Annotated in this window: 21 protein-coding genes; 9 read left to right on the top strand and 12 right to left on the bottom strand. The window is 52.7% G+C overall.

Translation table 11 applies throughout. From position 1 onward, the window contains the following. Window positions 1–79: 79 nt before the first annotated feature. The 4 genes from K1558_RS01790 (at window position 80) to K1558_RS01775 (ending at window position 3,428) form a co-directional block, all read left to right on the top strand. A complete protein-coding gene (locus K1558_RS01790) occupies window positions 80–775 on the top strand; it encodes a response regulator transcription factor (RefSeq protein ID WP_238649655.1) in 696 nt (231 codons plus the stop codon). Next, window positions 768–1,874 (top strand): sensor histidine kinase, encoded by a 1,107-nt coding sequence (locus K1558_RS01785; protein WP_238649654.1) that lies wholly within the window; start codon window positions 768–770, stop codon window positions 1,872–1,874. The genes K1558_RS01790 and K1558_RS01785 overlap by 8 nt, the downstream gene beginning before the upstream one ends. Before the next feature lie 145 nt (window positions 1,875–2,019). Continuing rightward, complete coding sequence (locus K1558_RS01780) at window positions 2,020–2,898, top strand: M15 family metallopeptidase (RefSeq protein WP_238649653.1); 879 nt, start codon at window positions 2,020–2,022, stop codon at window positions 2,896–2,898. Then, window positions 2,895–3,428: a VanZ family protein gene (locus tag K1558_RS01775; protein WP_238649652.1), complete on the top strand. Its 534-nt coding sequence runs from the start codon at window positions 2,895–2,897 to the stop codon at window positions 3,426–3,428. Before K1558_RS01780 ends, K1558_RS01775 begins: the two co-directional genes overlap by 4 nt. Here K1558_RS01775 and K1558_RS01770 read toward each other — a convergent pair. Both K1558_RS01770 and cysK read right to left on the bottom strand, forming a co-directional pair. Continuing rightward, on the bottom strand, window positions 3,382–4,389 hold the full coding sequence (locus K1558_RS01770) for a hypothetical protein (protein ID WP_238649651.1): 1,008 nt from the start codon (window positions 4,387–4,389) through the stop codon (window positions 3,382–3,384). The two genes, K1558_RS01775 and K1558_RS01770, sit on opposite strands and share 47 nt — an antisense overlap. 19 nt (window positions 4,390–4,408) lie before the next feature. Then, complete coding sequence (cysK, locus tag K1558_RS01765) at window positions 4,409–5,332, bottom strand: cysteine synthase A (protein WP_238649650.1); 924 nt, start codon at window positions 5,330–5,332, stop codon at window positions 4,409–4,411. A gap of 187 nt (window positions 5,333–5,519) precedes the next feature. Here cysK and K1558_RS01760 point away from each other — a divergent pair, with 187 nt between their 5' ends. Then, window positions 5,520–6,602 (top strand): nucleotidyltransferase domain-containing protein, encoded by a 1,083-nt coding sequence (locus K1558_RS01760; RefSeq protein WP_238649649.1) that lies wholly within the window; start codon window positions 5,520–5,522, stop codon window positions 6,600–6,602. Window positions 6,603–6,654: 52 nt separating this feature from the next. Here K1558_RS01760 and K1558_RS01755 read toward each other — a convergent pair whose 3' ends face one another. From K1558_RS01755 to K1558_RS01745, 3 genes are all read right to left on the bottom strand, one after another. Next, the gene (locus K1558_RS01755) at window positions 6,655–8,358 is read right to left on the bottom strand and encodes a methyl-accepting chemotaxis protein (protein ID WP_238649999.1); all 1,704 of its coding nucleotides are present in this window, start codon (window positions 8,356–8,358) and stop codon (window positions 6,655–6,657) included. Between the two features lie 162 nt (window positions 8,359–8,520). Continuing rightward, window positions 8,521–9,219, bottom strand: coding sequence for a Crp/Fnr family transcriptional regulator (locus K1558_RS01750; protein WP_238649648.1), 699 nt, complete (start codon window positions 9,217–9,219; stop codon window positions 8,521–8,523). 77 nt (window positions 9,220–9,296) lie between these two features. Then, a complete protein-coding gene (locus K1558_RS01745; protein WP_238649647.1) occupies window positions 9,297–10,814 on the bottom strand; it encodes a DUF4153 domain-containing protein in 1,518 nt (505 codons plus the stop codon). Between the two features lie 114 nt (window positions 10,815–10,928). Here K1558_RS01745 and K1558_RS01740 point away from each other — a divergent pair, with 114 nt between their 5' ends. After that, window positions 10,929–12,614, top strand: coding sequence for an ABC transporter substrate-binding protein (locus tag K1558_RS01740; RefSeq protein WP_238649646.1), 1,686 nt, complete (start codon window positions 10,929–10,931; stop codon window positions 12,612–12,614). Between the two features lie 50 nt (window positions 12,615–12,664). Here K1558_RS01740 and K1558_RS01735 read toward each other — a convergent pair whose 3' ends face one another. Together K1558_RS01735 and K1558_RS01730 are read right to left on the bottom strand one after the other, a co-directional pair. After that, window positions 12,665–13,156: a DinB family protein gene (locus tag K1558_RS01735; protein ID WP_238649645.1), complete on the bottom strand. Its 492-nt coding sequence runs from the start codon at window positions 13,154–13,156 to the stop codon at window positions 12,665–12,667. A gap of 25 nt (window positions 13,157–13,181) precedes the next feature. After that, window positions 13,182–14,246: a DUF1835 domain-containing protein gene (locus tag K1558_RS01730; protein ID WP_238649998.1), complete on the bottom strand. Its 1,065-nt coding sequence runs from the start codon at window positions 14,244–14,246 to the stop codon at window positions 13,182–13,184. Between the two features lie 298 nt (window positions 14,247–14,544). On the opposite strand from K1558_RS01730, the gene K1558_RS01725 reads away from it, so the two are divergent. From K1558_RS01725 to K1558_RS01715, 3 genes are all read left to right on the top strand, one after another. Then, window positions 14,545–14,871 carry a hypothetical protein gene (locus tag K1558_RS01725; RefSeq protein WP_238649644.1) on the top strand — a complete coding sequence of 109 codons (327 nt, stop codon included), beginning with the start codon at window positions 14,545–14,547 and terminating at the stop codon, window positions 14,869–14,871. A 255-nt stretch (window positions 14,872–15,126) separates the two neighbouring features. Continuing rightward, window positions 15,127–15,498 (top strand): nuclear transport factor 2 family protein, encoded by a 372-nt coding sequence (locus tag K1558_RS01720; protein WP_238649643.1) that lies wholly within the window; start codon window positions 15,127–15,129, stop codon window positions 15,496–15,498. 72 nt (window positions 15,499–15,570) lie between these two features. Beyond that, a complete protein-coding gene (locus K1558_RS01715; RefSeq protein ID WP_238649642.1) occupies window positions 15,571–16,476 on the top strand; it encodes an AraC family transcriptional regulator in 906 nt (301 codons plus the stop codon). 86 nt (window positions 16,477–16,562) lie between these two features. On the opposite strand, the gene K1558_RS01710 is transcribed toward K1558_RS01715, so the two are convergent. The 5 genes from K1558_RS01710 to K1558_RS01690 form a co-directional block, all read right to left on the bottom strand. Next, window positions 16,563–17,750, bottom strand: coding sequence for an MFS transporter (locus K1558_RS01710; protein ID WP_238649641.1), 1,188 nt, complete (start codon window positions 17,748–17,750; stop codon window positions 16,563–16,565). Between the two features lie 145 nt (window positions 17,751–17,895). Then, window positions 17,896–18,198, bottom strand: a complete 303-nt coding sequence (locus K1558_RS01705; RefSeq protein ID WP_238649640.1) for an ArsR/SmtB family transcription factor — start codon at window positions 18,196–18,198, stop codon at window positions 17,896–17,898. Between the two features lie 333 nt (window positions 18,199–18,531). Next, window positions 18,532–19,356, bottom strand: coding sequence for a carbohydrate ABC transporter permease (locus K1558_RS01700; RefSeq protein WP_238649639.1), 825 nt, complete (start codon window positions 19,354–19,356; stop codon window positions 18,532–18,534). Beyond that, on the bottom strand, window positions 19,349–20,245 hold the full coding sequence (locus tag K1558_RS01695) for a carbohydrate ABC transporter permease (RefSeq protein ID WP_238649638.1): 897 nt from the start codon (window positions 20,243–20,245) through the stop codon (window positions 19,349–19,351). The genes K1558_RS01700 and K1558_RS01695 overlap by 8 nt, the downstream gene beginning before the upstream one ends. 108 nt (window positions 20,246–20,353) lie before the next feature. Continuing rightward, entirely contained in the window at window positions 20,354–21,682 is a 1,329-nt protein-coding gene (locus tag K1558_RS01690) for an ABC transporter substrate-binding protein (protein WP_238649637.1), read from the bottom strand. Window positions 21,683–21,880 lie beyond the last annotated feature (198 nt).

Below are 21,880 nucleotides of genomic sequence, written 5' to 3'. Positions count from 1 at the left end.
CAATATTCGATAGGGTACACTAGAAATGAACTACAATCAAGCATGATTTCTATATTGACCCTACAGGAGAGATTATGATATGAAGCGAATTACTATTCTGGTCGCCGATGACGACGCCGAGATTGCCGATCTGATCGGACTGCATCTGGAGAAGGAAGGCTATTACCCCGTCAAGGTCTCGAACGGCCCGGCGGCGGTGCAGGAGATCCAGTCGAGGCACATCGACCTGGCGATTCTGGATATTATGATGCCCGGACTCGACGGGTATGAGGTGACCCGGCAGATCCGGGAGCAGCATGGGCTGCCGATTATTTTCCTAAGCGCGAAGACCTCGGATCTGGATAAAATAACCGGGCTCGTCATCGGGGCCGACGATTATATGACCAAGCCGTTCAATCCCATGGAGCTGATGGCGAGAGTGAATGCCCAGCTCCGCCGTTCCATGCGGCTGAACCAGCCGGTTGCCGAGCAGAAAGCGGTCGTGGAGGCCGGAGGACTGACCATTGATCCGGACCGCCGTTCGGTCACGCTGTACGGGAATCCTGTGGAGCTGACGCCGAAGGAGTTCGACATCCTCTACCTGCTGGCCAGCTATCCGAAGAAGGTATTCAGTGCAGAGCAGCTCTTCCAGCATATCTGGGGCGAGGCTTACTATGAAGGCGGGAATACCGTGATGGTGCATATCCGCACCCTGCGCAAGAAGCTCGGCGATGAGCAGAGCAAGAATTCATGGATCAAGACGATCTGGGGGGTAGGGTATACATTCAATGGCTAATCTGTTCCGCAGCTTCCGCTTCAAGATGATTTTTCTGCTGCTTGTAAGTATGCTGCTCTCCGGCACCGTGACCTTTATTCTCTATAAAAGCCTGCAGCTCTACTACACCTCCCAGGTCAGATATGAGGATAATTTAACCCGCTTGCGGTATTTGATCCGGGATTTCGGCGACCTCAACTTCTTCCTGATCTTCTTCATTCCGCTGGCGGTGCTGTTCTTCTTCCTGCTTACCAAGCCGTATGCACGGTATTTCAAGGAAATCTCGCACCATATCCGCCTGCTGGCGAACGGGGACTTCAAGAGCCGCATCAACCTCCACTCGAATGACGAATTCGAGGATATTGCCGCCGATCTCAATCTCGCTAAAGAGAAGCTGCAGGAGGCGGTGGAACGCGGGGATTTCGCCGAGAACAGCAAGGACAAGCTGGTGCTGAACCTGGCCCATGATCTGCGGACCCCGCTGACCTCGGTCCTTGGTTATCTGGATCTGGTACTGAAGGATAGTCAGCTCACCGAAGAACAGGTCAAACACTACACCATGATTGCTTACACGAAGTCGCAGCGGCTGGAGAAGCTGATCGATGAGCTGTTCGAGATTACGCGGGTGAACTATGGACTGCTCACCGTGGAGAAGCTGCCCCTTGACCTGAGCCAGCTGCTGATTCAGCTGAACGAGGAATTGTATCCGGTGCTGGAGAACAACGGGCTGACAGCGCGGCTGGAGATTACCCCGCAGCTGAAGCTTCCCGGAGACGGTGAGCTGCTGGCCCGGGTGTTCGAGAACCTGCTGACGAATGCGGTGCGTTACGGCAAAGAAGGCAGATTCGTCGATATCCGCTGCCAGCCGGACGGAGACGAGGCCGTGGTGCAGATTATGAACTACGGGGACAGGATTCCCGAGGAGGACCTCCCGTTTCTGTTCGATATGTTCTTTACCGGCGACCGGGCGCGGACCCATCAGGAGGGCAGTACCGGACTCGGCCTGTTCATTGCCAAAAATATCGTCGAGCAGCATGAGGGAACGATCTCCGTACAGAGTGACGTGGTCCGCACCCTCTTCGAGGTCCGCCTGCCGGGTCTGATCAGGCAGCATAGCTAAACCATAAGCTTGTCACAGTGCCGTCCTTCCCGAAGGGCGGTACTTTTTGGTATGCCTTTATTTTAAGAAAAACTTTATAATTCCCCCACTTCTTTTTAAACACGCCTGCTTATTCTTAAGTCATAGAATCAAGGAGGACGAGAACATGAAGAAATGGTTATTGCTAATAGTCATTGCCGGGCTGATCGGATATGAGTGGCTGGAGCGAAGCAAAGAGAACGTATCGAATGGATTGAAGATAGAGCATGGACAGCTAATAACGGACCAGGGAACGAAGGATTTGACTATAATCCCTAAGGCACAGATCTATCAAGGCAACCTGCTGCTGGTCAACAAGGATTACCCTGTGCATGATTCAGGAGTCAGCAAGGATATTGTTACCCTGGCAGATCACGATGAGCTGATTCGCGGGTACGCGCTGATGGACAACAAGACGATGCTCTCCAAGGCTGTGGCGGAGAAGTTTGTGGAGATGGTTCAGGCCGCCTCCGGGGCAGGAGCCCATAGCTTCCTGATCAGCAGCGGCTACCGCAGCAATGAGAAGCAACAGCAGCTCTATGAGGAAAAAGGCAGCGACTACGCCCTCCCGCCAGGCTACAGCGAGCATAATCTCGGCCTGTCGCTGGACATCGGCTCCTCCCAGATGGCAATGAGCCACGCTCCCGAAGGCCAATGGCTGCGCGACAATGCCTGGGATTACGGCTTCATTCTCCGCTATCCCGAGGATAAAACAGCGATTACCGGCATCCAGTACGAACCCTGGCATTTCCGCTATGTCGGCCTGCCGCACAGCATTATTATGCGGGAGAAGAACTTCACACTGGAAGAATACCTGGAGTTCCTTAAGGAGCAGCAAGCCATCTCAGTGACTGTGAAGGGAACCGAATATCATATCTCTTATATTGAAATGAACGGCAACACTCCGGTGCCTGCCCCTAAGGAAAAGCATGTGGAGTTCTCCGGCGACAATAAATCAGGCGTTATTATGACGACCTATTCTGCAGAAAACGGTGATGCGCAATGAACCCGGTCCATCAATGGAAAATGTACAGTGTACAGGCACTGTTTATCGTATATCTCTATATGGTGTTCAAAATCATTTTGTTCAAATTCGGCACGATTGATCCCGGCTTTCTCTGGCAGCAGCTCCAGCGCGGCCCGGATAACCTGATCAACAGTCTGCACAGGGGGAACCTTATTCCCCTGGCTACACTGCTGGATACGTATCATCACCCTACGGCGAACAATCTAATCAACTTTGCAGGGAACATCGGTATCTTTATTCCCTTTGGCCTGTTTCTTGTCCTGCTGTCCCCGGGCGGCACAAGCAGCGGCTCCTTCACCGGAGTACTGCTATGGTCTTTCGCCTTAAGCGCCGTACTGGAAGGCTCGCAGGCGCTCTTCTATATCGGGACCTTCGACGTGGACGATCTCCTGCTGAACACCACAGGCGGGGTGCTCGGATACCTGCTGCTCCGGCCGGTCATGAAGCTCTATAAGGCAAGCTCTACAGAGGAGAAGTATAACGGCCGTACTCAATATCAAGTCCCTTGAAGACCTCCCCCTGCCGGGACAGGAAGAAGGTGTTCACGCCCTCGGCTCCCCACCAGTTCAGTCCAAGCAGCAGCCCGTCCGCCGTATGTGCAGCGAACAATACGGAGAACATCTCCGGCGTAGCCTCGCCGCCGTCATCGACACGCCACACGGAATATTCATTATTCTGAATCTCGGCCGGATAGTCCATGAAGGTAAGCTTCCCGCTCTGCTCCAGGATCAGGCTGAACAGCATACTCTGTCCCTCTCTGGCGAACTGGACCAGATAGAGCTGGCTATCCCCGCCCAGAGCCGCCAGCTTCCAGGCGGTGTGAATCTCCCGCTTCTTAAGGCCTGCAATACGCTCCCTCAGCGGGTCAGAGGCGGCAAGCTGCGGGCCGGCCGGATCAGCGGGATGAACCTCCAGTAAGGCAGCCTTCGGGAACGAGGCAGAATCAGCCAGATAATAGGTGGCATCCGGTTCGGCCTTGCCGCCCCCGACCTTGAACAGATAACCGGACAGATGGGGGATATTATTCGCCAGCTCCCGTCCGTTGCTATCTCCGCTGCCCGTCTGCCACTTCTCTAGCTTCACATTCAGCACCTGGCCGCCGTTCCCGATTGCGGTATCCAGGGATTGCATCCGGGCGTCCTCCCCTTCATTCTCTCTGGTGATGAGAATATAGTCTCCGGTCTCATCTGCGAACCCGAAGACAGGCGCAAGCTTGGCCGGATCAAGGACGGCCTGTCGCGCAGCCGTTGCTTGCGGCTCTGCCGTACTGCCGGGGGAGTCACTCTGCAGCGGAGCAGGCGACGGACTCTGCTCCGCTGCAGAGGAAGGCTGTGCCAGGGCTTCTGCTCCGCTTGGATTGCTGTTGCCTGAACGGGTGCAGCCTGAGAGGCTAAAGACTGCGGCTGCGGCAAGAATGAGGATTACGGCAGCGCTGCTCCGGCGCCGGGTAGTGCCCTTCTGTATACTCATCGCATTTCCTCCATTAATATTAGTCAAATATCCCCATACTCAGATACCGCTCTCCCGTATCGGGCGCTATACAGAGTACCCGCTTGCCGCGGCCCAGACGCCGGGCTTCCCGGAGTGCCGTCCAGACGGCGGCTCCGCCGGAGGGTCCGATCAGCAAGCCCTCTTCACTGGCCAGTACTCTCACCATCTCCAAGGCATCCTCGTCGGATACCTGCACAATCTCGTCATAGACGGATGTGTTCAGAATGGCCGGCACGAAGCCGGGGCTCGTTCCCACCAGCTTATGCGGCCCGGGCTGGCCGCCGGACAGCACCGGGGAGCCCTGCGGCTCCACCACCACTACCCGCAGCCCGGGAAGCTGCTCACGCAGCGCTTCCCCGGTCCCGGTAATCGTACCGCCGGTTCCGGCTGTGGCCACGAAGACATCCAGCCGGCCCTCCATCTGCTCCAGAATCTCAGGAGCGGTAGTGGTCCGGTGGATGTCCGGGTTAGCAGGATTCTCGAATTGCTGCGGGATGAAGCTGCCGGGAATCTTCTGCCCCAGCTCCACCGCCTTGGCAATCGCACCGGGCATCCGCTGCGCCGCCGGGGTCAGCACCACCTCTGCACCGTAGGCCTTCAGCAGGTTGATCCGCTCCTTCGTCATATTATCCGGCATAACCAGGATCGCTTTATACCCTTTGGCAGCGGCATTCATCGCCAGCCCGATACCGGTGTTGCCGCTCGTCGGCTCGATGATCGTCCCGCCCGGCTGCAGCCGCCCGTCCAGCTCCGCCTGCCGGATCAGATTATAGGCTGCCCGGTCCTTGACGCTGCCGCTGGGATTGAACATCTCCAGCTTCACATACAGCTCCGCCTCCTCCGGCCCGGCCACCCGGTTCAACCGGACCACCGGCGTGCCGCCGATGAGCTCCGTAATATTATCCACCACCTGCTTCGTCATTTGCCTGCCTCCCTTGTTCCTTCATTGAACCCTGCATCGTCTTGCAGATCATGTAACCTCCATTGTAACGTGAATTCCTCCCAATGCAACTCTGGGAGAGAACACCCCTAGCCAAACTCGGAATATGCCCGGCAGTCCGTTTCTCATACAATAGATACAACAAGACACACCACAGGAGGAACTGCACATGAATGACACGACCAAGCAAGAGTTACTATACAGAAATGAGAAGCTGATCCGCATGGTGATCGAGCGGGCCAAACGGGATTTTCCGCAGGAGATTGCAGTGATCGGGCTTGCGGGTTCTTTCAGGACCGGGGATTTCCATGACAAAAGCGATCTTGATCTGATCATCATCAATAACAATAATGAAGGCTGGGGCATTTCGTCCTGCTTCATTCTCGGGGATGTCGGATATGATATCTACTGCACGCCCTGGGAGACCCGGATTGAGGATCAGGCGGCGCTTGAGAATCCGATGATCTCCAGTCTGATTGATCTGCAGGTGCTCTACTATGCCAAACCTGAGGATCTGGAGAAGCTTAGAGCCTACCAGCAGCGGGCGCTGGATACACTTGCGAAGCCCATGGGCCGCGATTGTCTGGAACGGGCGAAGAAGTGGATGGATCTGGCGAAGCAAGAATATGCGAATGCGTTGCTCACGGAAGACCCCGGAGCGGTCAGGCTGGCCTCCGCCGAGCTGGTCCTTCATCTGATGAATGCCTTGTCACATATGAATAATACGTATTTCCGGAGAGGACTGAAACGGTATCTGGAAGAGGCACAGGCCTTCCCGCATCTTCCGGAGGATTTCGAGACGAGCTACTGGAATGTGATTCACGCCAAAAGTATGGATGAGATCAGAAGCGCTTCCCGTCTCCTTTTGCAGAGCATCCTTGAGCTGTACAATGACCTGCATCAGAAATACGTGGATCAGCCTGTCCCTACTTACGATAATCTGGCCGGAACCTATGAGGAATTATGGTGCAACTGCCGCAATAAGGTCATTGCCAGCGCTGAGCAAAAAGATGCTTCCTACGCCTTCTATGCCGCACTGAGCGCGCAGGAGCTATTCGATGAAATGACGGCTTCGCGGGGGACGCGGAAGTTCGATCTTATGCAGTATTTTGATGCCGCCAATCTCGATTTGTTCAAGGATAAATTCCTGCGGGCAATGGATGACTATCTTGAGGAATACCGCCAGGCCGGGCGTAAGGTTCAGCAATACGATACTTTTGAGGAGCTGTACGCCAATTATATGAAGCAGTAACAGATATACAAAACCAAGCCCCCTCCCTTGTTCAGGTTGGGGGCTTGCCTAGTTATACATTGAAACGTGCTACCATACCTTGCAGCCCCTGCGCCAGCATGCTGAGCGCACTGGCAGATGAGGCGATCTGCTCCACTGAGGCCATCTGCTCTTGCGATGCCGCGGATACTTGCTGTGTACTGGACGCCGTGGTCTCCGAGATATGCGTAACGGTGCGGATGGAGTCTACAATCTCCTCCGCCGCTGCCGTGATTTCTTCTACCGCACCGGATACCTCCTGAACCTGCCCGGCCAGCAAATCAATGGAGAGGCGGATGGCATTGAAGGACTGCCCGGCCTCTTCTATGATCTGCGTTCCGCCCAGTACTTCATTCATGCTGTTCTTCATCACCTTCACTGCATGCTCTGCATCATCCTGGATTCCGGCTGCCATTTCAGCAATCTCATTCGCGGAGTCTGCGGACTGCTCAGCCAGTCTGCGCACTTGGTCGGCTACCACAGCAAATCCCCTGCCATGCTCTCCGGCCCGGGCCGCTTCAATAGCCGCATTCAGTGCCAGCATATTCGTCTCCGAAGCAATCCCCTTAATCACCCCGACAATACTGCTGATGTCCTGTGAACGCTTCACGAAGTCCATAACCTTGTGCGATAATGACTGAATGGATTCATTGATTGATTCCATCTGCCGGACGGCAGATTGCAGGGTTAGATCCCCGGCCACCGCATAATCTGCTGAACGCATAGAAGCTTCCGTAATGTCCTGTACACTGGCAGCAATGAGCTGAATGCCGTCCGACATTTCAATAATGGTATTCATGTTAGTCTGCAGGTCATTCATCTGCATGTCCGCCCCACTTGCGACCTCACCCATAATCCCGGCAATCTTCTCGGTAGCCTCGGCGGTCATTCCGCTATCCGAGGTCAGCTTCACTGAAGAAGCCGCCAGACCGTTCGCCGATAGCTTCACCTGGGTGATCACCGTCGCCAGATTATCGGTCATTTTATTGAAATTCCGGGCCAGCTCACCGATCTCATCCTTTGTCTGCACACTAAGCTTACGGGTAAGATCGGCATCGCCGTCGGCAATCTCCTGGAGCTGCCTGTTCACATCCTTCACCGGCTTGAGAATCCGGGCGGACAACACGAATGCGATCAGCAGGGCCAAAACCACCGATAAACCCGTCACCCCCATACTGGTAATCATAGCCGAGCTGCGGTGGGTTGCCGCCTGACTCTGTTCTTTCATAATTTCATCATGCAGCATCGTCTCGAACACCAGCTGTGAATCGATAATAGTCGTAAGAGAGAGGCTCGTGAACGATTTCTGCGCTTGCGGGAAGTTCCCTTCCTTGGCCAAGGCAAAGGCCTGCTTCAGCACCGTCAGATAATTGTCCCATTCCCCCTCCAGATTCTGAATTCCCGCAAGCTCCGCTTCATTCAGGCCTGCTCCCTTAAGCTCTTCCACGGAGGCTGTAATCTCCGGGATCTTGGCTTCATAGGCGGTCAGATTGGCAGTTCTCTCCTCAGTGGTATTACTCATCACATACCTTGCGGCCAGACCGTCCGCCGTGCGGATATCATCCGTTAATTTCTGTACCATCGACAGCTTGCTGTAATTGCGGTTGATCTGATCGGTAAGCATTGTCACTTTCCCCTGAAATATAGTACTGCCGGATATAGCGAGAATAAATACAAGAATTACAGCGGCGAAGCCAAACAAGATTTTGGACCGGATTCCTCTAAGTCTGTTGAACATCATAACTACCTCCACTCGATATGTAAGCCCTGCTATGTAATCTCTACGTATCGTACATCAACATTCTTAAATAAATCTGAAATGGTCCGGGCATACGGAAAACCCCCATCCCTGCCAAAAGCAGAAATGGAGGTTCTATGAATTAGGCTCCTTAATTCCGGTTCAATCATACAGGTTCCCGTTCGCCAATTCCGCCAGTCTGGCTTCGTCCAGCACGATCAGCCGGCCCTCCCGGCGTTCAATAATGCCCGTATCTATCAGGCGGCGGACCACCCGGTTCAAGTGCCGGTAGCTGGTACCCAGCAGATCCGCTGTCTCGGTGAGGCTGGAGGTGCGGATCTCTTCGATCCGCTGGGTGCCCGTATGATCTGAGAACAGGGACATCAGGTAGCTGGCAAAACGGTTCTCCACCGGATACAGCACATTCATGGCTGAGGTCTGGCCCAGAGTGTACATTTTGTGGCTCAGCTCGCCGACCAGGAACCGCAGCAGCGCCGTATTGCTCTCCATCTCCCGGAGCAGCAGCTTTCTTCCGGCCACCAGCAGCAGACTGTTGCCTACCGAGACCACCTCATTCTTCACAGGATACTGGCGCATCAGCTCCACATCCCCGATCACGGACATCGGCCGGGCGAACCGGACCAGCATCGACTTGCCGTTAGGCTGCAGCGTATGAATCTTCAGCTTGCCCTGCACCAGGAAGAACATATGCTCAAGCCTATCGCCGACCGAGCAGACAGCCTCGCCGCCGCCATAGCGCCGCAGCTCCATCTGGGCAATCGCACCGGGGCTGAACATGGCGGTGAGACCGTTCTGTTCCGTAAGTCCGCGCAGCATTTCAGGATTCAAGATCGATTGCATGAAGCTCTTCCTTTCCATATGTAGTGCCAATGCCCTCACTGTAACACAAGGCAAGGCAGGGAAGCTACAGAGGCCGCTTATTGAAAATACGCCTCCAGCGCTGTTCGCTCCCGATAGTTCGCCAGATTAAAAGAAGGCCAGCTCTGCTGCAGCTGCGAACGGTCAGCCAGCCTGCTGCGCAGCGCCTCATCCAGCACTCCATGCTCCTGCTTGCTGAATTCGATCAACCGCGGCACCGCATCGGCCGAGAGCCGGGTGAGATAGCTCTCATCCAGGGTACCGCTTGCGGCATAACGCCGGATGTTCTGCTCCGCAATGATGCGGTCCATGCCGATGTAGTTCATCAGCACATAGGAGAGCAGGCCGAGTACGATGTAGCTTTTGAGCAGAGGGAACTGTTCCCGGGTTATCCGCACCGCCGCCAGCACCAGCAGCAGGCCGAGGAAGATCATGAAGGCATGAACCAGAAAGCGGATATACGTGTATCCGTATGCTTCTTCATACAGTGTAAGCCGGGAATATGCGGAATACAGCATCACTACCGAGCAGAGCACCAGAACGTACAACAGGAGCTGGATGACCCGCTTCAGTCCGCCGCCCGCTTTGCGCACAGCCAGCAGAGACAGAAGCAGAATTCCGAAGTTAATCGATGTCACCAGCACCAGCTCGAAAAATCCGCTCCGCGCATAATCCGCATAGGTGCTGTTCTCCGGCAGAATCCCCTCCCACGCTCCGAACAGGTAAGAGAATTGCACGCTCACAAACAGCATGTATACCGCATTAATTACAGCCAGCACGGTCGTAATAATCACCGGATCATCAAGGCCGATCCCCTCTTCCCCTGCTTCAGCCGCCTGGAGCCTCTGCCCCATATTATCGAATTCGCTTGCAGGCTCCGTCCGGAGATAAGACTTGCTGGCCACGAACCCCCAGACGAAGCCGAACAGGCTGAGGCCCACCAGCAGAATCCATAAGGCTCTGAAAATCCAGTCTCCTAAGGATACACTATATATAAAATCAGGCAGTCCTTGCAGCAGCTTGCTGAACACCCCATCCGCCGAAGAGAGCAATGAGATTACAATCAGCAGCAGCGGAACAGAGATGAGCAGTCCAATCAAGATGCGCAGCAGCACCTGCTTGCGTTCATTGGGCATGTGGTTGCCTCTGCGCAGCAGCTTCACCGCCGTCCCCCAGTTGCGCAGGGTCTGCGGGAACAGATGCTCCAGCGCGGCCCCGATCAGCCCGAGGCTGCTCCAGGCCGGCTGGCGGTAACTCAGCATGTACGTCATATGTAATAGAATAAGTGCCGGAATGACAAGGAGATTAAGCCCGAAGAAAAACCAGTTCCCAAACAGCGCATACGTCAGGGATAACAGGAAAATGGCGCCAATCCATATATAGCTGAACCAGGTCTGTTTGCGCAGTCTCCCTTTGGCGAAATAAAGCATAAATCCATAGAACAAGGTAACAAAAATCGGGTAAGACACTCCCGGCAGCTTGCCGTAGAACAAGTACTGATGCACCAGCGCAAGCAGAAATGCGGCCAGCAGTGCCATGTGCCCGGCTCCTGCGCGGCGTAGCGTCTGATCTTCCATGGTAAATCCCTCCATCTTCTGACTATCCTATCCTGATTCTACCTGATAAAATAAGAAGAAAAAGAGAAATATAATTTTATTCATTTCCTATTTTGGGAGAGGAGATCCTTATTCATGAAGCTGCACAGCCAATTCCTCAAGCTGCATTCGCAGCATGGAGGGCCGGATGAAGTCCGGGTAACCCTGGATGAGCTGGCTCTGACACTCGGCTGCACTCACCGTAATGCCCTGCATGTGATCCGCAAAATGGTTGATCTGAACTGGGTCGCCTGGACTCCCAGCCGGGGACGGGGGCGGCGTTCCAGCCTGGTATTCCTCGCCGACGCTGAGGAGATTGCCCTCGAATCGATGAAGCAGGCGATCAGCAGCAAAGATATCCGCAGCACACTGGAAGGCATCCGCGGACATGCCCGCACTTCGGCGCTGCAGGATACGCTGCAGGGCTGGCTGCTAACCTACTTCGGGCATCATGCCGAGATGCACAGCGATAAGCGGATTGATACGCTGCGGCTGCCGGTCACCCAGCAGCTCCACACCTTTGATCCGCTGTATATGAATCTGCTGGCGGAGTCCTTTGTCTCCAGCCATGTCTTCGACGGCCTAATCGGCCGCAGCGGCGAAGACGGCCAGATCGTTCCCGCCCTGGCCCATGCCTGGGAGACGGACGCGGACCGCACAACCTGGACCTTCCATCTGCGCAAGGAGGTACTGTTTCATCACGGCAAAGTACTGGCCGCTGAGGATGTAGTCTACTCATTTGAGCGGATGATGGCTACCTCGCAACGGACGCTTTATAACTATATTTTCAAGGAAATCCGTGAGATTAAGGCGCTGAATGCTACGACGGTTCGTATTCTGCTGAAGAAGCCGAACGAGCTGTTCCTTCCGTTCCTCAGCACCAGCCGGGCGGCGGTGGTGCCCAGAGACCTGCCGTCGATCGGTGAGCCTAACTTCGGGCGCAGACCTGTAGGTACCGGGCCGTTCAAGATCGTGGAGATGCACGAGGATAGCTGTGTGCTGGAGGTATTCCCTTATTATTTTCAGGGGCGGGCCCATCTGGACCGGGTGGAGATTATCTATGTGCCTTGGAGTCTTAACCCGGCTCCTCCCGAGACGGAGACCGTCTCGGCCTTTCATGTCATCCCGAATCCGTCCGTTGCCGGTGCCGGCTCCTTAAGCCGGATTCATTCCGCCTCCTCGGTCTGCAAATTTGTCACCTGCAACACCAAGAAGAAGGGAATGCTGAGCGATCCCCTTCTGCGTGCCGCACTATTATCTTGTCTGCAGGACGAGGGGCCGCGGGAGACTGTCCGGCATACCGCAGAGCCTCCTACAGATACGCTGCAGATTGCCACGATCCCACAGTATACCGGGGATGCTGAATTCATTGCCGCCAGGCTGACCCAGCACGGCTATTCCTGCAAAGTATTATCTGTATCGCCCGAGGAATTCAAAGGTCCGGTCCGCCTGGAATCCGACCTGATTGTCTTCTCGCTGCTCCGCGACCAGGACGAGCAGCTCCGGCTGTACGACCTGTATCTGACGCTTGCCCAGCACATTGAACCCGGCATCCGCGCAAGCGTCGAGGGCAGGCTGCAGAGCATTGCCCGCGAGTCAGACCCGGCGTTGCGGGCTGAAGGCTTCCGGGACATTGAGGACATCCTGACCCGGAATCATCAGCTTCACATTCTGTATGAGCGACCGGTTGAGACTGCTTACCTGCCCTCCGTGCGCGGGGTGACCTTCAACAGCCAGGGCTGGGTCGATCTGCGCCGCCTCTGGTTTCCGCCGGAGGTGTAGCGTGGTCTGGACGGAGGTTACATCCAGCAGCACATACAGAAGGGCAAACTCTACGCTCTGCCGGGCAAGTACTCGGCCAGCCCCCGGCCGATCAGATTAGCGGATACCGGCTTCCGGCCCAGCTCTCTGGACCAGACAGAGAGCTGGCCGCAGTGATGAATCTCATGCGCGATAATATGGCGCATAATCTCACCCCAGGCATCTTCTGTCACCCGGCCATCCGGCCGTTCTTCTCTAAGTATCCTCTGCTCCAGCCCTTCATGCCAGGCCATAACGAAGGACTCCACCTCCGGCCGGAAGCGTGCATCGAACTCCCGGATCTTTGGCAGCGTTTTATACTCCGAGAAGTCTGCCGGGATATCCGGCTTGCCTTCCATGCTCCGGACCCAGCTTACTTCCACATCCACAATATGTACGAGTGTCTGCAGAATTCCGCCCATGCCGCCGGTACGCGGCTTGACCAGTTCCTCCTCCGGCAGCTCCTCACACCATCTGTACCATTCCTCGCGTACCTGCCAGTTATAACGGAATAATGTTTGCATGCTTGGCCTCCTTGTTTCTTTACTATTACCCTTGCTTGCGCCGGATACTATAGAATCTCATCGCTGCAGGAACGCCCTTGATCTCCAGCACCCCGCTGTAGACCAGTTCTCTCACTCTGTGCTCGAAATAAGCATCACCAACATACTGCTCACAGTATCCAAGCGCCTCACCGACCAGCCGGGCTGATTTCAGAAATCCGTCATCCCCTGGCGGAGGCTGAAGCGAGTCCAGCTTCTCCAGCAGATAGCCGTCATAATAATCGGCCGGCACCTCAAGCACTGCATCATCCTGCCAGATTCGCAGAGCCCCGGAGTGCTCTGCAATCTGCTGCCATTCCCGGCTCAGCCGCGCGATTTCCGCAGCATCCAGCCTGCTGCCTTCATCCATCCGCAGAAGCGCTTCCCGGAGCTTGTCAGCCGGAATCTCGCCGGAATGATAATAGTTAATGAACACATCCGGCCGGTTGAACAGCTCCTCACAGATTGTGCAGGCATCACACACGATGATCTCGTTCGGTCTATTCTCCAGCAAGTGAGCGATATGCCGCAGCCCGGTCTGCTCGCAAGCATTGCCGCTGGTCCAGATCACAATCTTAGCCTGTTCGGGAATCTGCTCCAGGTTATCCAGCAGCTCCCGGTACTCCCTCTCACATTCATCCGAGACCGTAAAGTATTCATGGATATGCCGGCGGAACCAGTCGTTGCGGAGTTTCCTCCCCTCTGGAGTATCCAGCTGGCCCAGCGGACCTATCGCATAATTCTCCCGCAGGATAATCAGCTTATGGGTATCCGTCCAGCCAAGTCCTTTCAGCGCATGTATCATACTGCCCCCGAAGGAGTCGCCGCTGAGGATATGGATATGGTTGCTGTCCGGCGCCGGGTCCCAGAACGCCCGCTGCTCCGGAAGACTCATCAGCGAGGAGTACTGTTCAATCAATCCGGCAACCGGCTCCGCCATATGATCCTCCAGCGGCTGATCCAACTGCCCGTACTGCTCCTTCAACTCACCGATCCCTGCCAGAATCTGCGTTAAATATGGCTTTACTTCCTCATCCCTGAGTGTACTTACAGCTTTTTTGATAGCCAGCATGTCCTTCAAACGGATTCACCTCCCAATTTGCAGCCAATAAGGCTATCCACACTTTTTTATCTGACTTCATTCCAAACATTCGCTCTTTTCTTCTATTTCATATTTTCACAGTCTTTCTTATTACTCCCTATCTCTTTATCAGTTGTGCGCCTCTCTACTAAAATTTAACAAGCTATAAAGATAAGCAGCCTCATTTTCATGAAATGCCCGTTCCCAGCTTGAACAAGTAGAAGCGATTTGAATACTTACTTGATATAATTATAATTACAGTGAAGTTAATGCAAAGGAGATTATTATTATGAGCTATGATATACATATCACAAGAGCAGATCATTGGACAGAGAGTACAGAAATTCCTATTTCACTTGACGAGCTAAAGGCAATATTTTCGGCTAAAAATGATTTTGAATATTCGAATACATTCGCAATACCTGGTCCATTTCAAATGTCGATAAATGGTGATTTTTTTATATGCAAGGTTGATAATGTAATGGTTCCTTTTCGCTATTCCAATGGTAGACTTACAGTTTCCGAAGCTGGTGAAGGCAATGTGATTGATAAGATGAAGGAGATTGCTGCTGAGCTTAATGCCAAAGTACAAGGGGATGAAGGGGAATTATACTAAAGTCGTCCAGAATTTATACACCTCTCAATGATCTCTCCAGCGAGGAGATAAAAGACCGTCTAAACTGAAATGACGTCGCTGATCTTCTGACGCTCCCTCTTTCTTTCGGTGAATATCATTCGAACTGGAAGTTCGCCCAAGATATTTGGGACAGGCTCGCTAATCATGAATCTGCTGCTGTTCGGGCTAATGCGTTTTTGGGATTTGCATACATGAAAAGGTGTAAACACTTAGTAACGAGGGGCGAATTATAGGATGGAACCAAAACAGATGGATTTAATCCCTCAGGAACTTTTAAGACTTGAAGAAAAGTTACTTACACCAGAGGTCAGAACATCAGTTAAGGAACTCTCAAACTTGCTGGCAGAGGATTTTTTCGAAATTGGGAGCTCGGGGCAGGTTTGGCGCTTAAAAGATGGGCTGGACGTGAATGGCATAGGTGTTGTCAGAATGCAGCTCAGTGATTTTGAGATTCATCCATTATCTGAAAATATTGTTTTGACTACATATAAAATATTCAATGAAGACAAACAGCAGCATTCCCTGCGTAGTTCCATATGGAAATATGAACATTCGAAATGGCAAATGGTGTTCCATCAAGGAACACCAGCGGATAAGTCCATCTGACATTATACTGCACCGATAATCAGGCTGCGACAACCACCGGATGATATGCTTCTTACGAAAGGAGGGATTGCCGTGGAGTGGCTGGAGCGGATGAACCGGGCGATCAGCTATATTGAAGATAACCTGGAACATGATATTGACTATGATCAAATCGCTAAAATCGCCTTATGTTCAGTTTACCAGTTTCAACGCATGTTCTCTTTTGTCCTTAATGTCCCTTTGTCCGAATATATCAGGCGCAGAAGGCTGACGCTGGCAGCATTTGACCTAAAGGACAGAAAGAACACTGTGATGGACATAGCCTTGAAATACAGGTATGAATCACCGGAAGCCTTCTCCCGGGCATTTCATAATCTGCATGGAATGACGCCTACATTGGCGCGTAATGCCGGAAGTGAGTTAAGAGCCTATCCCCGCATCTCCTTTCAAATCATCTTAAAGGGAGTGACCGGAATGAATTACCGGATGGAGCAACGAAATGCTTTTCAGGTGTATGGTCAGGAGGATGTATACCACTACGACACTATTGCGAATGAGGCGGGCGTAACAATCCCGGAGGTTTGGCAAAATATCTGCAAGAATGGAGAGTTCGAACGTTTATCCCAGTCAGTGAGCAGCACTTGGAGAGACGAAGGAAATTTCAGTAAGGAGCTTGGAGCAGTCTTTGCCTTCGATGCCTACACCTTCACCAGCAACTCGACCTTCCCTTATCTAATCGGGTGCTACAGAGCGCAGGGCAGCCAAGTGGATGGATACACTGTTCTAGATGTTCCCGCGTCTACGTGGGCCGTGTTCTCAACACTCCATGACGGGAACGGCAGCGGCAATTATAATCTGCAGTCTTTGAAGAACCGGATCTTCTCGGAATGGCTGCCAACCTCAACTTATACGATTCTGGATGGCGGTAATTTCGAGATGTATGGTACAAGCGCTGATGGCTATGAATATTGTGAGCTCTGGTATAGAGTCGGGGAATAGTTATGAAAAACACGGTGAACGGACATTCCGGTCACCGTGTTTTTTGCCAGCCATCCTTGAGCGGCTTCGGAGCATCTCAGGCAGCGTCATTGGCTTGTCTCGAACTTATGTTGAATATTCATCTCTGTTCTGGAATTCATTCTATATAAGAGGAACATTGCGATTATAGCAATCGCAACCCCGGCAGCACCAATCCAGGTGATCGATGCGAGCGAGACTTTTTGAATTGCCACCCCGCCTATACCAGCACCCGCCGCCATAGACAGCTGCATCATCGACTGATTAAGACCAAGCATCACACCTGAGGCTTCGGGTTCAATGGTCGTTAAATGATATTGCTGCGTTGGACCAGAAGACCATGCAGAGAACGACCACAACAACAGCACCGCCATTACACCAATGAATGTATTCGTCACCATAGACAATAGGATCAGCATTACTATATGGAGTATCAATCCGCTGGACAATGTTCGGTTAACCCCCCACCGGTCTGTGCTGAGGCCGCCTATTTTGGAGCCGATCATACTGGCTATTCCGAATATAAGCAGAGCAATGCTGAGATACTTATCACTTATGCCCGATACTTCAAGCAGATACGGTGAAAGATACGTATAGGTAACCGAATATCCGCCCAGCCAAAAGAAGGTGATCGAGAGCCCCAATGCTACCTTAGGCTTTTTCAGCAAACTTAATTGTTGCCGTAACGGAATAGGTTCATCTCCCTTCACACGCGGGATGGCGGCAGAAAGTATGAACATCGCGATAATCCCTAGAAGGGCAATTCCCCCAAACACAGATTTCCAGCCCAGTGTATCCGATACGATGCGCCCAAGAGGGACGCCAATGATCAATGATGCTGTGAAGCCCATTACGACTGTTGCGATAGCACTTGCCTGTTTACCCTCAGGGGCAATTTTTGCTGCGATGTTTAAGGCGGTAACCACCACTACACCTGCGCCCAAGGCCATAATGATGCGGGCAACCACAAACAATCCATATCCCGGCAGAAGAACAGCGAGAATATTAGATACTACGAACAAACCAAGACCCGTCATGATTAATTTCCGTCTGTCCATGCTTGCCGTTAGAGCCATAAGAATAGGAGTGAAAATAGCGTAGATCAGCGAAAAAATCGTAATTAATTGCCCTGCTGCAGTAATTGATACACCTAAAGATAGGGATACCTTATCTAAAATACCAGACAGAATATACTCAGACGTCCCTACCAAAAAACTAACAATCGCTAAAAGATACACCTTCCAGCTTACCGACATAAAACAATACCACTCCTTTGATTATTTATTGAATAAACAATTCACGAATTGTCGATATGATGAATCAAATGAAATATCGCGAATTGTCGATTCGTAACACCAAGATAAAGCCGAATTCTGAATAAAGAACTCAGTTTTATCTCTCTTACATCTCACTCATCGTATACTGGGCTAACTGACGTATAGCTTCCTCGTCTCTCTGATAATACGTAAATTTGCCTATCCGCTTGGTGGTGATCAGCCCTGCCCGCTGCAACATCGCAAGATATTGCGAGGCCGTGGACTGAGTCATGTTCAGCTTGTCGGTTATTTGACTTACACAAACCCCGATCTCTTCCATATCCACTCCTTCGTGGGGTTTAAAATGAGCGTATGGCTCTTTGAGCCATTGCAAGATCTGTAACCTGGATTCATTCGACAAAGCCTTAAATACCTCTATTGGATTCATAAGTTTTATTATATCGATGATTTGCGATATGTCAATACGGAAGACGTATTGGTTTTCCTCTATTTATTTTAAGCATGCCTTTTCTTCCTCAATCAAAGCTCTTGCCTTGCCCCCTGCCCTACCCCCACAGCAAGTGAACTTGGTTCTCCCCCCCATTTGGGAGGAGTGGCGGAGGGGATGTTTGGAACTGTAGGAGCGGCAGCGTCCGCCTTTAGATTTGGATTTCGACCGCAGACTGCGGTTTAAATCTGGAAATCCAAATCTAACAGCGGCCGAAAGTCCAAACAATCCCTGGAGCCACGACTATTCCCAATATATAGAGGTAACTTCAGTTCACTTCACCGACCCAACCATCCCAGCCACAAACTGCTTCTGCATCACAAAAAACACCAGCGCCGTCGGGATCGTGCCGATTACAATCGCGATCATAATCATCCCGTAATCCGGGGCGTAGCCCGAGCCGAGGGTGGAGATGAGCAGCGGCATCGTCTTGGTCTGCGGGGTCTGCAGGACGATCAGCGGCCAGAGATAGTTGTTCCAGCTCGACATGAACGTGATGATCGCTCCGGCGGCGTAAGTGGTCTTCATCGTCGGCAGGTAGATACGCAAGAAGATGCCAAGCTCGCTCAGTCCATCCATCCGCCCGGCCTCCAGCAGCTCCTTCGGGAACATCTTCGTACTCTGGCGGAAAAAGAAAATCAGGAACGCCGTAGTCACCGTAGGCAGAATGACCGAGGTCATCGTATCGATACCCATCCACGGGAAGACATTCGAGATCTGGCCGAACATCCGGTAGAGCGGGATCATTAGCGCCGCGAACGGAATCATCATCGACAGCAGCAGAATGTTGAATACGATATCCTTCGAGCGGCTGCGGAACACCTCGAAGCCGTAGCCGGCCAGCGAGGCAATCAGCAGCGCCAGCAGCGTGGTCGTTACCGAGATTTTTGCTGAATTCATCAGAGATAATTGCAGGTCCGTGGTATCCAGCAGCTTGCGCAGATTCTCCAGCAGATGGGTGCCCGGGAGCAGCCGCCCGCGGGTGACATCCACCGACTGGTTCGTCGAGCTGACGACCATCCACAGGAACGGAAAGATGGAGACAATGGCCGCGATGCTCAGGAACAAATACATGAAGAAACGTTTACTTTTAGCCATTCTTATCACCTGCCACTTTGAACTGGATGACCGACAGCAGCGCAATCATAATTACGATCGAATACGATACGGTGGCTGCATAGCCGAAGTCTGCTGCATACTTGAACGACAAATTGTAGATGTACTGGGAGATCGTCTGGGTCGCGTTGCCCGGGCCGCCCTTTGTAATATTCATGACCTCGTCGAACAATTGCAGCGTTCCGATGGTTGAGGTAATCGAGGTGAACAGAATGATCGGCTTCAGCAGCGGGACCGTAATTCCGAAGAACTGGCGGGATGCCGATGCTCCGTCAATTTTGGCGGCCTCGTAGATGGAGTGATCGATATTTTGCAGGGCCGACAGGTAAAAAATCATATTGTACCCCGTCCAGCGCCAGGTGATCGCTATGATAATGGTGATTTTGGCCCAGAACGGATCGGTGATCCATTCTATCGGGGCACTGACCAGATGGAGCTTCAGCAGCATCGTATTCACCAGGCCATTGCCGGAGAACAAATACTTGAAGACCACCGAATACGCAACCAGCGAAGTGACACAAGGCAGGAAGATCGCCGTCCGGAAAAAACCCTTGAATCTCAGCTTACTGTCATTCAGCAGCACCGAGATAAACAGCGCAAGAATGATCATCAGCGGCACTTGAACGAGCAGGTAGATGAAGGTGTTTTTAACCGATACAATAAATGTCTTGTCAGAGAGAAGCCGTGTATAGTTATCGAAGCCGGTGAACGTGAGATTGCCGCCCGTGCCGGTCTGGAACGACAGAATAAGTGCCTGAAGCATCGGATAGAAATAGAAGACGAAGATCAGAATGACCGCAAGCAGGACGAAGGACCATCCGGTCAACACGCTTTTGGTACGGAGCTTAAGTTTAGAATTGGTATGCTGCACAGCCGCCCAGTCCCTTCCTGATTATTATAAAATAAACCCCGGACGCGCCCGCCTCCGAACTCCCGGAAGCTGCCGGACACGCCCAAGGTCCGATAATCTAGAGCTACACTATTTAATCTGTGACTCGGCCTGGGCCTGGGCATCGCTCAGCACGCTGTCGATATCCTTGCCGTTCAGATAATTCTGCATCTCTACAATCAGGATGTCTTCAATCGCGTAGGTGTTGATTCCGTAATTGACGCTGGGGATCTGCTCCGTCCAGGCGGCGAAATCCGCTACAACCTTTTGCCCGCCGAAGAAGTCATTAGCCTGGCTGTAAGCCTCTCCGCCCGCTGCTGCCTTGAAGGTACCAATGACCCCGATGTCCGTGAGCAGCTTCTGGTACATTTCCACATTCGAGCCGAAGGTCTTCGCCATGAAATCCGCAGCCGTCTCCTTGCCGTCCACATTCATGACATACCAGGAGCTTCCGCCCAGGTTCGACGCATGAACAGATTCATTCGCAGTCAGCTTCGGCAGCGGTGCAATGCCCCACTTGCCGGATTGTGATGCTTCCGCTGTAATCGAAGGGGTGATCCAGTTGCCTGTCGGCACGGAGGCTACATCGCCGCTGTTCAGGGCGGCCACGAACTGGCTCCAGTCCGCATGTACCTTGGCCACGTTGGAGGCAGTCAGCTCCTTATAGATTTCAAAAGCTTCCTTAAGCGGCGCATTCCCCGCCAGATTCGGCGTCTTGCCGTCTTCCTTCAGGTACCACTCGCCAGCAGATTGGATCATCACCCTGATCAGCCCGAGGTCGTTCGGGTCCAGGGTAATCAGCGCTTTGCCGGTTTTCTCTTTCACGGCTTTGCCGATTTCAATATATTGCTTCCAGTCGATATCCTGCAGATCGGCCAGCTTATAGCCTGCCTGCTCCAGATAGTCCGTTCTGACATAGAGTCCGGTAACGCCGGAGTCAAAAGGAACCCCGTACTGCTTCCCGTCCAGGCTGGTTGGCCCGCTTTTGTAATCTGCGAAGTCAGAGCCCTTGATTGAGCTGCTCAGATCGTAGAAGGAATCCTTGTACGATTGCAGGAAGCTCTGGGAACGGTAGTCCTCAATCAGCACGATGTTCGGCAGGCCCTTGGTGGTCCCGGAATTCAGCCCCGTGTTCAGCTTCTGGATAATATCCGCTTGTGCATATTCCACAATGTTAACCTTCACATCGGGGTTCGTCTTGGCATATTCGGCTTTGGCTACTTCAAGTGCAGCAATGTTAAAAGCAGGATCCCAAGCCCAAATCGTAATTTCCTTCGCCTGTGCAGGCTCTGTAGCTGCTGTATTCTCTGTTTTTCCCGTGTCCGAAGCAGTATTGCCGGAATTCTTGGAGCCGGAGTTCGAGCTGCAAGCCGTAAGCAGCAGCAGACAGATCAGGATGAACGCAAAGCCTTTTTTCATTGGTAAGCCTCCCCTTTGATGCGCTTTACTGTATTCCGCTTGAATGTAAGCGCTTATTTATTGATCACATAAGTAATCTTATCACCCGCCCTGAGGGATCCGTTAGAACTTACTTTATGGGGATTGGTCATTATTTCGCCTGATTGTAAGCGCTACACTGCTTGCCGTTTGTTCTTTTTTTGGAAAATGGTAATAATC

The organism is Paenibacillus piscarius (assembly GCF_022234545.1).
In the GTDB taxonomy this organism is placed as follows: Bacteria; Bacillota; Bacilli; order Paenibacillales; family Paenibacillaceae; genus Paenibacillus_AQ; species Paenibacillus_AQ piscarius.
This window is presented reverse-complemented; position numbering and strand designations above follow the sequence as displayed.

Excerpts from the sequence above, each read along its gene's own strand:
- K1558_RS01790 (WP_238649655.1), top strand. The coding sequence starts at position 80 with ATGAAGCGAATTACTATTCTGGTCGCCGATGACGACGCCGAGATTGCC.
- K1558_RS01785 (WP_238649654.1), top strand. The coding sequence starts at position 768 with ATGGCTAATCTGTTCCGCAGCTTCCGCTTCAAGATGATTTTTCTGCTG.
- K1558_RS01780 (WP_238649653.1), top strand. The coding sequence starts at position 2,020 with ATGAAGAAATGGTTATTGCTAATAGTCATTGCCGGGCTGATCGGATAT.
- K1558_RS01775 (WP_238649652.1), top strand. The coding sequence starts at position 2,895 with ATGAACCCGGTCCATCAATGGAAAATGTACAGTGTACAGGCACTGTTT.
- K1558_RS01770 (WP_238649651.1), bottom strand. The coding sequence starts at position 4,389 with ATGAGTATACAGAAGGGCACTACCCGGCGCCGGAGCAGCGCTGCCGTA.
- cysK (WP_238649650.1), bottom strand. The coding sequence starts at position 5,332 with ATGACGAAGCAGGTGGTGGATAATATTACGGAGCTCATCGGCGGCACG.
- K1558_RS01760 (WP_238649649.1), top strand. The coding sequence starts at position 5,520 with ATGAATGACACGACCAAGCAAGAGTTACTATACAGAAATGAGAAGCTG.
- K1558_RS01755 (WP_238649999.1), bottom strand. The coding sequence starts at position 8,358 with ATGTTCAACAGACTTAGAGGAATCCGGTCCAAAATCTTGTTTGGCTTC.
- K1558_RS01750 (WP_238649648.1), bottom strand. The coding sequence starts at position 9,219 with ATGCAATCGATCTTGAATCCTGAAATGCTGCGCGGACTTACGGAACAG.
- K1558_RS01745 (WP_238649647.1), bottom strand. The coding sequence starts at position 10,814 with ATGGAAGATCAGACGCTACGCCGCGCAGGAGCCGGGCACATGGCACTG.
- K1558_RS01740 (WP_238649646.1), top strand. The coding sequence starts at position 10,929 with ATGAAGCTGCACAGCCAATTCCTCAAGCTGCATTCGCAGCATGGAGGG.
- K1558_RS01735 (WP_238649645.1), bottom strand. The coding sequence starts at position 13,156 with ATGCAAACATTATTCCGTTATAACTGGCAGGTACGCGAGGAATGGTAC.
- K1558_RS01730 (WP_238649998.1), bottom strand. The coding sequence starts at position 14,246 with ATGCTGGCTATCAAAAAAGCTGTAAGTACACTCAGGGATGAGGAAGTA.
- K1558_RS01725 (WP_238649644.1), top strand. The coding sequence starts at position 14,545 with ATGAGCTATGATATACATATCACAAGAGCAGATCATTGGACAGAGAGT.
- K1558_RS01720 (WP_238649643.1), top strand. The coding sequence starts at position 15,127 with ATGGAACCAAAACAGATGGATTTAATCCCTCAGGAACTTTTAAGACTT.
- K1558_RS01710 (WP_238649641.1), bottom strand. The coding sequence starts at position 17,750 with ATGTCGGTAAGCTGGAAGGTGTATCTTTTAGCGATTGTTAGTTTTTTG.
- K1558_RS01705 (WP_238649640.1), bottom strand. The coding sequence starts at position 18,198 with ATGAATCCAATAGAGGTATTTAAGGCTTTGTCGAATGAATCCAGGTTA.
- K1558_RS01700 (WP_238649639.1), bottom strand. The coding sequence starts at position 19,356 with ATGGCTAAAAGTAAACGTTTCTTCATGTATTTGTTCCTGAGCATCGCG.
- K1558_RS01690 (WP_238649637.1), bottom strand. The coding sequence starts at position 21,682 with ATGAAAAAAGGCTTTGCGTTCATCCTGATCTGTCTGCTGCTGCTTACG.